This window comes from Bradyrhizobium sp. 45 (assembly GCF_023073155.1).
Taxonomy (GTDB): Bacteria; Pseudomonadota; Alphaproteobacteria; order Rhizobiales; family Xanthobacteraceae; genus Bradyrhizobium; species Bradyrhizobium canariense_D.
The window spans coordinates 397,312-409,867 of sequence record NZ_JADPIX010000154.1 but is presented as its reverse complement, the minus strand read 5'-3'; the positions used below and the strand labels follow the sequence as shown (position 1 = coordinate 409,867).

Sequence of the window (12,556 nt, the reverse complement as noted above, 5' to 3'; positions counted from 1 at the left end):
CGAAGCAATCCAGGCTCTTTCCGCGGATACGTTTCTGGACTGTTTCGCTGCGCTCGCAATGACCGGGAGACCGCGTTCGTACCTCACGTCACCGCATTCACCACCTGATACTCAGGCCGTCGCCAAATCTCGCCCGCGATCACCTCCTCGATGAACTCGGCTGCCCGCACGATCTCGCTCTCGCCGGTATACAGCGGCGTGATGCCAAACCTCATGATGTCAGGCGCGCGGAAATCGCCGATCACGCCACGGGCGATGAGGGCCTGCATCGCGGCATAGCCGCCGTCGAAGGCGAAGGAGACCTGAGACCCGCGGCGCTCATGCGCGCGCGGCGTAACGAGCTTCAAGGACGGACAGCGGCGTTCGACCTCGGCAATCAGGAGATCGCCGAGGGCCAGCGAGCGGGCCCGGACCTCGGCGATATCGACGCGGTCCCAGATGTCGAGCGAAGCTTCCAATGCCGCCATTGCCAGCACCGGCGGCGTTCCGACGCGCATGCGCTCGACGCCGCCGGCGGCCGCATAGGCAAGCTCGAACGCGAACGGCTTTGCGTGTCCCATCCACCCCGACAAAGCGGCGCGCACGCTGTCGGCGTGGCGCGGCGCAACGTAGAGGAAGGCGGGCGCGCCGGGGCCGGCGTTGATGTATTTGTAGGTGCATCCAGCGGCGAAATCCGCGCCGGTGCCTGCAAGGTCAACCGGCAGCGCGCCGGCCGAATGCGCGAGGTCCCAGACCGTGACGATGCCGAGCCCATGCGCTCTTGCAGTCAGCTTCGCCATGTCGTGGCACCGTCCGGTGCGGTAATCGACCTCGGTGATGTAGAGCACCGCGATCTCCTCCGACAACGAAGCCTCGATCTCCTCCGGCGCCACCAGGCGCAATTGATGGCCACGGCCAAGGGTCGCGATCAGGCCTTCGGCCATGTAGAGGTCGGTCGGAAAGTTGCCGGTGTCCGATAGAACGACCTTGCGCGACGCGTTCATGTCGAGCGCGGCGGCGAGCGCCTGATAGACCTTGAGCGACAGCGTATCTCCGACCATGACGGAGCCGGCTTCCGCACCGATCAGGCGCGCGATGCGATCGCCGACATGGCGCGGCTGGGCATACCAGCCAGCCGTATTCCAGGCGCGGATCAAGTCATCGCCCCACTCGGCGGTGATGACGCGGCTGACGCGCTCGGCAACGCCAAGCGGCAACGCGCCGAGCGAATTGCCGTCGAGATAGATCACACCGTCCGGCATATGGAACAGCGCTTTGGTGTCGTCGTAGACGCGAAGCTTGGTCATGGAATTCTCTACAGGATCGTGCGCACGCGCCAGAGTTCCGGAAACAGCTCGACCTCCAGCATGCGCTTGAGGTAGCTGACGCCGCCGGTGCCACCGGTGCCGCGCTTGAAGCCGATGACGCGCTCGACCGTCGTCACATGGTTGAAGCGCCAGCGCCGGAAATAGTCCTCGAAATCGACCAGCTTCTCGGCGAGCTCGTAGAGCATCCAGTGCGTTTCCGGCGCCTCGTAGACGATACGCCAAGCCTGCAGCACACCTTCATTGAAGCTATGAGTCTCGCGAACATCGCGCGCCAGCACGGCCGCAGGCATCTTGAGCCCGTTGCGGTCGGCGAGCCGCAGCACCTCGTCATAGAGGCTTGGCGTTGCGAGCTCGGCTTCGAGCAGCTGCGTTGTTTCCAGATCGTGCGCGTGCGGCTTGAGCATGGCGTGGTTGCGGTTGCCGAGCAGGAATTCGATCTGCCGGTATTGCCGCGACTGGAAGCCTGAGGACTGGCCAAGCTGCGAGCGGAAGCGCGTATACTCGCTGGGCGTCATGGTGCGCAGCACGTCCCAGGCGCCGTTGAGCTGCTCGAAGATGCGCGACATCCGTGCCAGCATCTTCATTGCAGGCTGCACCTCATCCTTCGCGATCGAACGGCGTGCGGCGCTGAGCTCGTGGATGGCGAGCCGCATCCACAGCTCGGTGGTCTGATGCTGGATGATGAACAGCATCTCGTCATGGGCTTCCGACAGGGGATGCTGCGCGCCGAGGATCGCGTCCAGCGCCAGATAGTGTCCATAGGACATGCGCCGGGCGAAATCGGTCTCAGCGCCTTCGCTTGCGGGATCGTATTGGCTGGACGTCATGGCAGGCCCTTTCGATCGATCTTCAAGGCCTCGTCAGTCGAGGCCGATCAGGCGCGCGGTGATGGGCGACGACGGGTCCTTGAGGGCGTCGATCACGGTGAAATGGTTCAGCCCGGGATCGACGACAAGACGCGTCGGCACATCGAAACCAGTCCAGACATTGGCCATCAGATCGGACTGGCGGATGAATTCGGGCCGCTCGTTGCCACCGACCCAGGCGGTCACCGGCGAAGGCCCGCGCGGCAGATGCAGCGCCGCGCTTTCCAGCGTCGCCTCCTCCATCGTCATGCGCAGGGTGTCGTTCATCCTGGTCTTGAGCAGCGGACGCAGATCATGCAGGCCGCTGATGGACAGCGTGCCGGCGACGCGGTTGTAGACGGCGGGCTCCAGCCGGCTGTCGTCGCACAGCATACGCGTAACGAGATGCCCGCCGGCGGAATGGCCGGCGAGCCGGATCGGGCCCGCGACCAGCGAGGCCGCCTTGGCAATCGCTGTGGTGATTTCCGCCGTAATGTCGGAGATGCGCGCGGCCGGCGTCAGCGTGTAGCTTGGCAGTGCCACCGTCCAGCCGTGATGGCGCGCGCCTTCGGCGAGATCAGTCCATGTCGACTTGTCGAAGCGCATCCAGTAGCCGCCGTGGACGAACACGACGAGGCCCTTGCTGTCGCCGTCGGGCAAGATCAGATCGAGGCGCTGGCGCTCACCGGGGCCATAGGCGATGCCAGCGCGAAACTCCTTCAGCCCGGCGCGATAAGCCGCCGCCCGCTCCGCCCACAGCGCCGGTATCTTGTCCGAGCCCGGGATATGGGCCGAATTGGCGTAGGCGTCATCCCAATCGCGCATCGTGCTTCCTCGACGGACTCAAGGCCTTGTGGACCAGGCGCCAGTCTGCCACCAGCGCGGGCGGCATCCTAGTCTTTCTTTAAGCTTAAAGGATTTGGGCGCCGGTGGATTGGGCAGCCGGAAGATGGTTCGTTCCCCAAGGGCGCAGCGCAGCGTGAAACGATGCGCTGCTGAACCGCGGTCCAAATGTGCGGTGACGTGGGTCCTGGCTCTGTCCGGGACACGAGGGCTACCCCTGCTCCACCCCGCACCAATCCGCGATGAACAGCGCCATTGCCTTGGTCGTCTTTTTCAGCGAGTCCAGATCGACATATTCATTGAAGCCGTGCATCTCGCCGCCACTCGCGCCGAAGCACAGGCTCGGGATGCCGTGATTGAGGCCGTAGAAGCGGGTGTCGGTAAGCGCGGTGAAGACGAGGTCTTCGATTTGGCCGCCATAGACGGTGCTGAAGGCCTTGCCGAACGCCGCCTCAGGCGCGGTGGCATTGGTCAGCTCATAGCCTTCCGACAAAAAGCCCGACCATTCGATCTCCGGCGGATTGTTGGCGAGGAAGCGGTGGTTGCGTGCGGCGGCGGCGACACACGCAAGAATCTCCTTCTGGTGATCGGCGATCGACCAGCCCGGCAACACGGCAATCCGGCAATCGACGTCGCACCAGGCCGGCACGCTGGAGGCCCAGTCGCCGCCCTTGATGATGCCGGGGTTGAAGTTGATGGGATGGTTCAGCGTCTTGAAGTGACGATCGGCTTTCGCGCGCTCGTTCCACTCGATCTCGAGTTTTTGCAGCGCCTGGATCAAATGATAGGCCGCCATGATTGCATTCGCGCCGGAGCCGGCGAAGGCGACATGGGTCGGATGGCCCTTCACGCGCAGGCGGAACCAGATCACGCCCACCTGCGAGCGCACCATCTTGCCGCCGGTCGGCTCAGGAATGAAGCAGGCATCCGCACGATAGCCTCGTTGAAGCGTCGAGAGCGCCCCGACGCCGGTGCTCTCCTCCTCGATCACAGACTGGAAGTGAATCCGCGCCGTCGGCCTCAGGCCCGCGGCCCTGATCGCATCGAGCGCGGAGAGCGCTGCGATGGTGCCCGACTTCATGTCGCAGGCACCGCGACCGAACATCTTGCCGTCCTTGATGACGGGCGAGAACGGCGGGGTGTCCCACAATTCCAGCGGCCCCGCGGGCACCACGTCGCAATGGCCCTGGAGGATCAGCGATTTGCCCGCCTCGGTTTTGGGCCGGTACGTGCCGACCACAGTGCGGGCCTTCGAAAAATCGTGCTCGATGGGCCCGAAGCCGCGCAGATCCTTGAGGTCGTCGACATTGATGTGCCAGTCGTCGACCTCGTATCCGCGCGCGCGCAGAAGGTCGCCGATCATGTCCTGGCATGGCCCCTCCGCACCGCGCGTCGAGGGGATCGCGACGAAATCGCGTGTGGTCGCGAGCTGGGCTTCGAAGCCGGCATCAACGGCGTCAAGAATCCTCTGCTGCGTTTCGGCATTCATCAGGCAACTCCAATCGGGCATTGAGATCATCGATGGAGCGTAAGCTAACCGATTTCAGCCGTTCGGGTACTCTGCAAAATAGGCATCCCGCAATGCGTCTTCGAGCAGCCGGCCCTCCGAATAGCCATTCAGTGTCGCCGGCCGGCTCACGCCGTCGAGCAGCCGCGGGCAAGGTTCCGGCGCACCGAGCACGGTGCGCACCGGGATGCGCTCGGCATAGATCGGCAATTCATAGTCCTCGTCGTCGTCGGCGACACCCTTGGCCCGGATTTTCGCGGAGGCTTCCTCGATCTCCATCGCGATAAAGGAGGTCGCCTTGATCTCCTGCGTGTTGCTCGCCCGCAGGCTGGCGGTGCGATCCGGGAAGAAGCGGTCGACCATCGCGATCACCGCGCGTTCTTTCTCCTCGGGATCGGTGACGAGATAGGCGGTGCCGAATGCCATCACGGCGCGGTAATCGGCCGAGTGATTGAACCCGCAGCGCGCCAGCACCAGGCTGTCGAGATGTGCGACCGTCAGGCACACGCGCTCGCCCCGGGTCTGGTTGCGCAGCATGCGGCTGGCGCTCGAGCCGTGCCAGTACAGTTTCGTCCCTTCGCGCCAGAAGAAAGTCGGCGTGCAATAGGGTTGGCCGTCGATGGCGTAGGAGACGTGGCAGAGCATCGAGGAATCCAGGATGCGATGAACGGTGTCGTGATCGTAGAAGCCGCGGTCGTGACGGCGCTTCACCTGATTGCGCGCGGATGTCGGATAGGAATTTTGGTTCTCGGTCTGGCTCACGGCCGCTCCTGTCGGATTTGAACAATTCCAGAGCAGTTGTATCCGTGGATTTGGTCTGCGATAGTGCCAATTCCATGCGAAAAATTCCGACCAATTCTGTCCCCTCGCCGGCCAAAGCCGAGCTGCCGCTCGACCTCGCAGGCCCGCACATCACGGCTGGCGCCTCGTCGGCGCACCGGCTGTATCAGGCACTGTGCGAGATGATCGTCGGCGGTCTGGTGAAACCCGGCGAGCCGCTGCCGCCGTCGCGCACGCTGGCCAAACAGACCGGCTTTCGGCGCAATGCCGTCGTCACCGCCTATGAGCGGCTGATTGCCGACGGCTTTGCCGACGCCACCGTCGGCTCCGGCACCTTCGTCGCCGCGCGCATCCCCGCGCGCGCGGCTGAGCCGAAGCGGCCGAAGATCAGCGTCGAAACGCCCGGGCAAGGCGCGTTTTCGCTCGGCTGCACCCATATCGACGCGCGCGCCGTGCAGCGTTTCCGCGCCTTTGTCGGCCGTCGCATGCGCGCCTTCGGCGCTGAGCATCTGCACTATGGCGATCCCCGTGGCAGCCGCGAGCTGCGTGCGGCGATCGCCGATCATCTGTTGTCGGCGCGGGGCCTGCGCTGCGATCCCGATCAGATCATGCTGACGTCGGGCACGCTGCACGCGCTGCGCATCGTGCTGAGCGCGATCCTGAAGCCCAACGACCAGGTCTGGTGCGAAGACCCCGGCTACCCCGCTGCGCGGAAAACCATCGCGCATTGCGGCTATCGTGCCGTGTCCGTTCCCGTCGACGCGCATGGCATGCGTGTCGCCAAAGGCCGCGCAGCGGCGCCGTCCGCGCGCGCAGCCTATGTGACCCCGTCGCACCAGTTTCCGCTGGGTGTGCAGATGTCGATGCCGCGGCGGCTCGAGCTGCTCGACTGGGCCAGGCAGGCCGGCGCCTTCGTGCTGGAAGACGATTACGACAGCGAGTTCCGCTATGACGGCGCGCCTCTGATGTCGCTGGCCGGCATCGATCACCTCCAGCGTGTGATCTACATGGGCACGTTCGCCAAGACGTTGTTTCCGGGCCTGCGCATCGGCTATTGCGCCCTGCCCGAGCGCTTGATTGCGGATGTCGCCGCGGCGCGGGCCGCCCTCGACCGCTTTCCCGGCACGCTGATGGAGGGCGCGGTGGCCGACATGCTCAATTCCGGCGCGTTCGCGGCGAACCTGAAGCGCGTGCGCAAGCTTTACCGCGAGGCGCGCGACGCATTGGCCGGGACGCTCGAAGCCGCATCCGACGGCCTGCTGTCGGTGCCGGTCCCATCACAGGGCCTGCATCTTGTCGCCCGGTTCGATCCCTCGGTCGATCTGCTGGTGGCGGCAGAAGCCAAGCAGGCCGCCGGCGCCGAAGGCTGGCTGTTGGCCGACACTTATTCACGCTCACGCCCTCTACCCGGTTTCGTGCTGGGATTTTCCGGCCACGCGGTTCCGAAGCTCGTCGCATCCGCCGAGCGGCTCGCGCGGGAATCGCGAGTGGCCTTGCGCGCGAGGCGCAAGCCGGCCCGGCGGGCGTGACGAACGTTCACTATGAGAATCGGCTGCCGCTCCCTACATTGCGGCACCGATGCCGGAGCTCACCCCATGCTGCTACGCCGGGCGACTTGCCTTTCGCTCCTGATCTTCATCGCACTCGCCGCGACGGCGCGCGCAGGCTCGGTCGGACGCGAGCAGGACATCGTCGATCTCAAGCTCGGCCAGCGCGTGCAAGTGGACGACGGAACCTGCCCCGCCGGACAGGTCAAGGAAGTGCGCGGCGCCAAAATGACCGACAAGGGCGTCGCACGGACGAGCATCTGCGTGTCGCGATTTGGTCCGAAATCAAAGCGATGAGCGCTACTTCGCCGGATCGAACATGCATTGCAGGGTCGGCTTGGCGATCTTGGTGAAGGTCGGGCCGATTTCGGTCTGCTTTGCGGCCGGCACCCAGTCGGTCTCGATCGTCGGCACCCCGGTCTCGCTGATGCCGCGCAGCAGGGCCTCGCGAAGATCGCGATCCTCGACGACGGCGGCAGCATGATCGTGCAGGCAGCCGCAGACCTCTTCCGGATGCTCCCATCGCCCGAGCATGCGCGGCGCGCATTGCCTCACGAACTCGGTACGGGGATCGGGTAATCTGGAGGGAGAGCGCACTTGCGCCTGAACGGCACTGATCGTCAGAAGGGATATGAACGCCGCGGCGCAGGAACGAGCAAGCATGATGGCCTTTATTGGCTGATTTTTCTTGTTGGCGATCAGAAGCGCGCGGCAACCACGATCGGCTGCGGTGCCGGGATCATGATCGGCGAGCCGCTGTACTGGAAAGTACCGATACCCGGGACATTGCCGTCCGGCGAGCCTGCGAACGAGGAGCCGGCGAGCACGAAACCGAAAGCAAGGATGAGGCTGAGCGTGCGCATGAAGTTCTCTCCGAATTCGGTGGCCGGCGTGCGCCGTCGTCGTTGTGAGGTTGATAACCATGGGCGGTTTCGCGCGTGATGCGCCAAAGCCGGAAAATGGTTTCGTCTCCGTGAGAATTGTTTCGTCCCGCTCGAGGCGACGACATATTCCATGGAAAATCTCAACTTTTCAGATGGGTCGTGCGGTCACCCAATGTAGCCTGGCAGGTTCCGGCGAGCTCGGAACGCCGGCGCCGTCATGATCCCGCCTCACACCCTTCACATGCGTTTTACGTTTTTCTGCTGAAGAGAAGCCGAACGAAGGCTGGGTCCTGTCGAACCGGGGGCGCTTCGACTGCGACCCAAGCTATCGAGACCGAGGACGCCCGAGCATCGCCGAGCGCGTTCATGTGAGGAACAGCCATCATGACCGCGCAGAATCGCGCAACGACGCGCGATGCGGACCAACGAACGGACCGCCGGGAGCAACGACCTGTTCACAGCAGTGCCCATTCGCTTGGCGAAATGGCGCTACAATCGAGCCGGGGCTTTGAGGCCACGCCGCAGTCATTCGTGCGGCTGACCGGCTCGCATCTTGCAAAACCGCGCGCCATCCGCGCTGACATCATCGAGTGAACGCAAACCCCTCACTGAGTGCACGCGAGAGCGTCACTGAGTGAACGCAAGAGCGTCACTGAGTGAAGAACTCTCCGCACTTCTGGACGTTGGCGTCCGCCGGTCCCCACGGCATGACCGGCACGGTCGAGGTCGAGTTCTTCGGCGAACCCTCGATCAGCCTGTCCGAATAGACCATGTAGACCAGCACGTTGCGCTTCGCGTCACAGCCGCGCACGATCTGCATCTTCTTGAAGAACAGCGAGCGGCGCTGGCGGAACATGTCGTCGCCCTGCTCCATCTTGTTCTTGAACTTGATCGGGCCGACCTGACGGCAGGCGAGCGAAATGTCCGAGACTTCCTCGGCAAGGCCCAGCCAGCCCTTGAAGCCGCCCTTCTCCGGCACCGTAAAATGACAGGCCACGCCCTCGACTTCAGGATCGTCGAGGCCGTAGGTCGCAAGCTTGTCGTTCGGGCTCATCCATTTGAACACGGTCGAGCGGCGAAAGATCAGATCCGGCTCGTCGGCGGCGAAGGCGGACGCTGCCGGCACGGTCAACGCCATGAGGAATAAAGCGAGGCCTTTCAAGCGGATGCTGGAAAGACTGGGGAAACGAGATGACATGAACCTCTCCGGTAACAACTTCCAGCAATGTAGGGATGAGGCGACCGATCAGGAAGACGACCGGCAAGCCGACACGGCCGCCGTTTACCGCTCCGTGAGGCTTTTTTGCTACGCTTTGGACAAATGTAGCTGATGGCAGAACCGCCATGCTGGTGAACGCGTATCCCCTCTGAGAGACTAACATCTGATTTGGATTATGGATTCGAGGATGAACAGCGTGAACGGGGCCGGTTTTTCTGCCAAGCCGACGCGGCTTTGGCAGGTCGCCATTTTGGCGGCGGCGGGTGCGATCGGCACGGCAAGCCAGGCGGACGCAGCGTTTTATTACTGGACGGACTATTCCGACGGGTCCTACGGGCGCCAGGAGCGCCATCTCGACGTCCCGCGCCAGAAGCCGCAGAAGCGCGGTGCGGTCGGCAAAAAAGACCTTGTTGCCGAAAAAGAAGCCGGCACCAAACCGCAAGGTCCTCTCGTCATCGTCGTCTCGATCGACCGGCAGAAGGTCACGGTCTACGACAGCAAAGGCGTGTTCGCGGAATCCCCGGTTTCGACGGGCATGAAGGGCCATTCGACGCCGATGGGTGTGTTCAGCGTCATCCAGAAGCACAAATTCCACCACTCCAACATCTATAGCGGCGCGCCGATGCCGTACATGCAGCGGATCACCTGGTCGGGCGTTGCCATGCATGCCGGCGTGCTGCCGGGCTATCCAGCCTCGCACGGCTGCATCCGCATGCCGATGGCGTTCGCGGTGAAGATGTGGAACTGGACCAGGATGGGCGCGCGCGTGATCGTTTCGCCCGGTCAGATGTCGCCGCAGAAGTTCTCACATCCGCTGCTTGCCTCGCTGCGCGTGCCACCGCAACCCGCGGCCAGCCTCGAGCCGCAGACCAATGCCGGCGACAAGGCCGACAAGGGCACGGCCAATACCGCGGCCACCGAAGCAAAGCCGGTTGAAACGAAAACCGCCAGCGCCGACGGCGTGCCCGAGCTGCGCTCGTCGGTCGGCCACACCGTGATGTCGGACGTGACCACCGGATATGCCCCAGCCCGCGAGGAGGCCCCGGCATCGGCCGACAACACCGAGACAACGGCAAAGCCCGAGACCAAGCCCGCTGAGGCGGCGGACGCGGCCAAGCCAGAGGCCGGAGACGCCGCGCAGCCCGCGAACACTGAAGCGAAGCCTGTCGACGCCGCGGAGACGCCGAAGTCCGAACTCGCGAAGACATCCGATGCACCGGCCGCGGCGCCAGCGCAGGCGGCCACGACCGACGTCAAGAAGGACGAAACCCGCGTTGCCGATCCGGCGCCCGTGGCAAAACCTGAAGCGCCCAAGCGAGCGGGCCAGATCGCGGTCTTCATCAGCCGCAAGGATTCCAAGCTCTACGTGCGGCAGAACTTTGCGCCGCTGTTCGAGGTGCCTGTCACAATCGCCGCGAGTGATCGGCCGCTCGGCACGCATGTCTTTACCGCCGAAATCGACAAGGCCGATTCCAATGCGCTGCATTGGTCGGTGGTGTCCTTGCCAGTGTCGGTCCGTTCTGCCGCGCGCGAAGATGACGGCCGCGTGACAGGCCGCCAACGTGGCGCGGCGGTGATTCCCGTCGCCGTAAAGCCTGTGGTCCCGCCGGACAGTCCAGCCGAGGCCCTGGACCGCGTCTCGATCCCGGCCGACACGATCGCGAGGATCAACGAAATGCTGACATCGGGCGGCTCGATCATCGTCTCCGACCAGGGCATCAACCAGGGCGAGACTGGCGAAGGCACCGATTTCATCGTCCGCCTGTACTAACGCGCCTCATCGCGGCAGATAACGCCGTGTTGACGACGCCGCTCGCACCGACGGGGTAACATGCGCCCCGGATCATTTCGGGGGACGCCGTTATGATGAACCGCAGGACCATACTCATCGCCGCCTTTGCAGGCACGCTGGCGCCGGCGACGCGTGCACTGGCGGATGGCGGCATGAGCCGAATTTCCGCCTACGCCTTCTCTTTCCCGGCATTGTCAGGCGACGACATCCGCCTTGCGGCCTTCACTGGCAGGCCGCTGCTGGTGGTGAACACCGCTTCGCTCTGCGGTTACACGCCGCAATATGCCGGCCTGCAAGACATCTGGGGCGAGTTTCGCGAACGCGGCCTCACCGTCATTGGCGTGCCCTCCAACGATTTCGGCGGACAGGAGCCCGGCGGCACCAGTGAGATCTCGGAAACCGCCCACCACCAATACGGCGTTACCTTCCCCATCGCGGCCAAGGCCATCGTGGTCGGTGCAAAGGCGCATCCATTCTACAAATGGGCGGCAGAGGCGCGCCCGCGAGAAGTTCCGCGCTGGAACTTCCACAAATATCTGATCGGCCGGGACGGCTATATCGCCGATGTCTTTGCATCCGCGGTCGAACCGGCCGACACGCGGATCAAGACGGCGATCGCCAAGGCGCTGGCCGACACTTGACGCCACGCGTCCCCAACCCGGTTGGGCACAATTGGGCTGGCGCGCCAAACAGCCGTTGCAATGGCGAGGGCCCACCATCTAGGCTAGGATTGTTATGGGCAGGATGGTTTTGCCGAAGGCGAAAAGCCGCGGCGGAACAACGGGATCAATCTCGAGGACAACACCATGCGTGTGGCGGCAGGACTGATATTGGCAAGCGCGATGTCTCTGGCGATGACGGGCGCGGCATGGTCGCAGACCCCGGCTGCAAAGCCCGCCGCCGCGACGCAGGCCGCACCGGCGGCAACACCGGCTGCGGCTGCGCCCGCTGCAGCTCCCGCACCCGCTCCTGCAGCAGCCGCCGCGCCGGCGGGCTTCGTCAATCCTCCGCCGCCTAAGCAGGCGCCGCAGCCCGCCCGCGCAGCCTGCAACACGCCGGGCGCGCTTGGGGTCGCCCGCACCGTCGAGATCGACACCACGGGCGGTCCTGGCTTCGGCTTCGAGCATTTCAAGGAGCTCGATTTCCTGCGCGACCACGAGGTAGTGCTGACCTTCGACGACGGCCCCTGGCCCAAGAACACGCCCGCGGTGCTGAAGGCGCTCGCCGACGAGTGCACCACCGGCATCTTCTTCTCGATCGGCAAGCACGCGACCTACGAGCCGGAGATCCTGAAGCAGGTCTACGCGGCCGGCCATACCGTGGGCACCCACACCTGGTCGCACGCCAACCTCAACAACAAGAAGCTCACGGAAGCGCAGCGCAAGGAAGAGATCGAGAAGGGTCTTTCCGCGGTGAAATGGGCGCTCGGCGGCATTTCGCCCTCGCCTTTCTTCCGCTTCCCGGCGCTCCAGCATCCGCCGGAGATGGTCACCTATCTCGGCAACCGCAACACGGCGATTTTCTCCTGCGACATCGACTCCTTCGACTTCAAGGCCTCGAAGCCCGAGAAGGTGGTCGAGACCGTCATGAAGAAGCTCGACAGCAAGGGCAAGGGCATCATCCTGATGCACGACTTCCAGAAGCACACTGCGGAAGCCCTGCCCGAATTGCTCAAGCGCCTGAAGGCTGGCGGTTACAAGGTGGTGGCGATGCGCGCCAAGTTCCCGGCCTCGACGCTGCCGGAATACGACCAGGAGCTGCTCAAGGACGTCAAGCTGCCGACGGTGAGCAACCGGCCAGTCAACAGCGTCGTGACGACGGTCTCCGAATAG

At 64.3% G+C, this 12,556-nt stretch carries 14 protein-coding genes; 6 read left to right on the top strand and 8 right to left on the bottom strand.

The genetic code is table 11. From position 1 onward, the window contains the following. Nucleotides 1-83: 83 nt before the first annotated feature. The 5 genes from kynU to IVB42_RS39070 all read right to left on the bottom strand — a co-directional run bounded on the left by kynU (nt 84) and on the right by IVB42_RS39070 (nt 5,264). Entirely contained in the window at nt 84-1,286 is a 1,203-nt protein-coding gene (gene kynU / locus IVB42_RS39090) for a kynureninase (RefSeq protein ID WP_247396249.1), read from the bottom strand. A gap of 8 nt (nt 1,287-1,294) precedes the next feature. Next, complete coding sequence (gene kynA, locus IVB42_RS39085; protein ID WP_018456311.1) at nt 1,295-2,134, bottom strand: tryptophan 2,3-dioxygenase; 840 nt, start codon at nt 2,132-2,134, stop codon at nt 1,295-1,297. A gap of 33 nt (nt 2,135-2,167) precedes the next feature. After that, nucleotides 2,168-2,977 (bottom strand): alpha/beta hydrolase, encoded by an 810-nt coding sequence (locus IVB42_RS39080; protein WP_247396251.1) that lies wholly within the window; start codon nt 2,975-2,977, stop codon nt 2,168-2,170. Nucleotides 2,978-3,206: 229 nt separating this feature from the next. After that, a complete protein-coding gene (locus IVB42_RS39075) occupies nt 3,207-4,484 on the bottom strand; it encodes an ArgE/DapE family deacylase (protein ID WP_247396252.1) in 1,278 nt (425 codons plus the stop codon). A 54-nt stretch (nt 4,485-4,538) separates the two neighbouring features. After that, complete coding sequence (locus IVB42_RS39070; protein WP_085352969.1) at nt 4,539-5,264, bottom strand: pyridoxamine 5'-phosphate oxidase family protein; 726 nt, start codon at nt 5,262-5,264, stop codon at nt 4,539-4,541. A 74-nt stretch (nt 5,265-5,338) separates the two neighbouring features. On the opposite strand from IVB42_RS39070, the gene IVB42_RS39065 reads away from it, so the two are divergent. Then, nucleotides 5,339-6,811: a PLP-dependent aminotransferase family protein gene (locus IVB42_RS39065; protein ID WP_204511015.1), complete on the top strand. Its 1,473-nt coding sequence runs from the start codon at nt 5,339-5,341 to the stop codon at nt 6,809-6,811. A gap of 66 nt (nt 6,812-6,877) precedes the next feature. After that, nucleotides 6,878-7,126 (top strand): DUF6719 family protein, encoded by a 249-nt coding sequence (locus tag IVB42_RS39060; protein ID WP_085352966.1) that lies wholly within the window; start codon nt 6,878-6,880, stop codon nt 7,124-7,126. Between the two features lie 3 nt (nt 7,127-7,129). On the opposite strand, the gene IVB42_RS39055 is transcribed toward IVB42_RS39060, so the two are convergent. Both IVB42_RS39055 and IVB42_RS39050 read right to left on the bottom strand, forming a co-directional pair. Continuing rightward, nucleotides 7,130-7,492, bottom strand: a complete 363-nt coding sequence (locus IVB42_RS39055) for a hypothetical protein (RefSeq protein WP_085352965.1) — start codon at nt 7,490-7,492, stop codon at nt 7,130-7,132. 35 nt (nt 7,493-7,527) lie between these two features. Beyond that, nucleotides 7,528-7,692 (bottom strand): hypothetical protein, encoded by a 165-nt coding sequence (locus tag IVB42_RS39050; RefSeq protein ID WP_018456302.1) that lies wholly within the window; start codon nt 7,690-7,692, stop codon nt 7,528-7,530. Between the two features lie 405 nt (nt 7,693-8,097). On the opposite strand from IVB42_RS39050, the gene IVB42_RS39045 reads away from it, so the two are divergent. Continuing rightward, a complete protein-coding gene (locus IVB42_RS39045; RefSeq protein ID WP_247396255.1) occupies nt 8,098-8,307 on the top strand; it encodes a hypothetical protein in 210 nt (69 codons plus the stop codon). Nucleotides 8,308-8,362: 55 nt separating this feature from the next. On the opposite strand, the gene IVB42_RS39040 is transcribed toward IVB42_RS39045, so the two are convergent. Beyond that, nucleotides 8,363-8,911, bottom strand: coding sequence for a CreA family protein (locus IVB42_RS39040; RefSeq protein WP_085352963.1), 549 nt, complete (start codon nt 8,909-8,911; stop codon nt 8,363-8,365). 208 nt (nt 8,912-9,119) lie between these two features. Between IVB42_RS39040 and IVB42_RS39035 the strand changes: the two genes are divergently transcribed. The 3 genes from IVB42_RS39035 to IVB42_RS39025 all read left to right on the top strand — a co-directional run bounded on the left by IVB42_RS39035 (nt 9,120) and on the right by IVB42_RS39025 (nt 12,556). Continuing rightward, nucleotides 9,120-10,703 (top strand): L,D-transpeptidase family protein, encoded by a 1,584-nt coding sequence (locus tag IVB42_RS39035; protein ID WP_085384887.1) that lies wholly within the window; start codon nt 9,120-9,122, stop codon nt 10,701-10,703. A gap of 92 nt (nt 10,704-10,795) precedes the next feature. Then, a complete protein-coding gene (locus tag IVB42_RS39030) occupies nt 10,796-11,365 on the top strand; it encodes a glutathione peroxidase (protein WP_247396258.1) in 570 nt (189 codons plus the stop codon). 165 nt (nt 11,366-11,530) lie between these two features. Beyond that, nucleotides 11,531-12,556: a polysaccharide deacetylase family protein gene (locus IVB42_RS39025; protein ID WP_247368337.1), complete on the top strand. Its 1,026-nt coding sequence runs from the start codon at nt 11,531-11,533 to the stop codon at nt 12,554-12,556.

Excerpts from the sequence above, each read along its gene's own strand:
- IVB42_RS39060 (WP_085352966.1), top strand. The coding sequence starts at position 6,878 with ATGCTGCTACGCCGGGCGACTTGCCTTTCGCTCCTGATCTTCATCGCA.
- IVB42_RS39045 (WP_247396255.1), top strand. The coding sequence starts at position 8,098 with ATGACCGCGCAGAATCGCGCAACGACGCGCGATGCGGACCAACGAACG.
- IVB42_RS39040 (WP_085352963.1), bottom strand. The coding sequence starts at position 8,911 with ATGTCATCTCGTTTCCCCAGTCTTTCCAGCATCCGCTTGAAAGGCCTC.
- IVB42_RS39080 (WP_247396251.1), bottom strand. The coding sequence starts at position 2,977 with ATGCGCGATTGGGATGACGCCTACGCCAATTCGGCCCATATCCCGGGC.
- IVB42_RS39065 (WP_204511015.1), top strand. The coding sequence starts at position 5,339 with ATGCGAAAAATTCCGACCAATTCTGTCCCCTCGCCGGCCAAAGCCGAG.
- IVB42_RS39055 (WP_085352965.1), bottom strand. The coding sequence starts at position 7,492 with ATGCTTGCTCGTTCCTGCGCCGCGGCGTTCATATCCCTTCTGACGATC.
- IVB42_RS39025 (WP_247368337.1), top strand. The coding sequence starts at position 11,531 with ATGCGTGTGGCGGCAGGACTGATATTGGCAAGCGCGATGTCTCTGGCG.
- IVB42_RS39050 (WP_018456302.1), bottom strand. The coding sequence starts at position 7,692 with ATGCGCACGCTCAGCCTCATCCTTGCTTTCGGTTTCGTGCTCGCCGGC.
- IVB42_RS39030 (WP_247396258.1), top strand. The coding sequence starts at position 10,796 with ATGATGAACCGCAGGACCATACTCATCGCCGCCTTTGCAGGCACGCTG.
- kynU (WP_247396249.1), bottom strand. The coding sequence starts at position 1,286 with ATGACCAAGCTTCGCGTCTACGACGACACCAAAGCGCTGTTCCATATG.
- IVB42_RS39035 (WP_085384887.1), top strand. The coding sequence starts at position 9,120 with ATGAACAGCGTGAACGGGGCCGGTTTTTCTGCCAAGCCGACGCGGCTT.
- kynA (WP_018456311.1), bottom strand. The coding sequence starts at position 2,134 with ATGACGTCCAGCCAATACGATCCCGCAAGCGAAGGCGCTGAGACCGAT.
- IVB42_RS39075 (WP_247396252.1), bottom strand. The coding sequence starts at position 4,484 with ATGAATGCCGAAACGCAGCAGAGGATTCTTGACGCCGTTGATGCCGGC.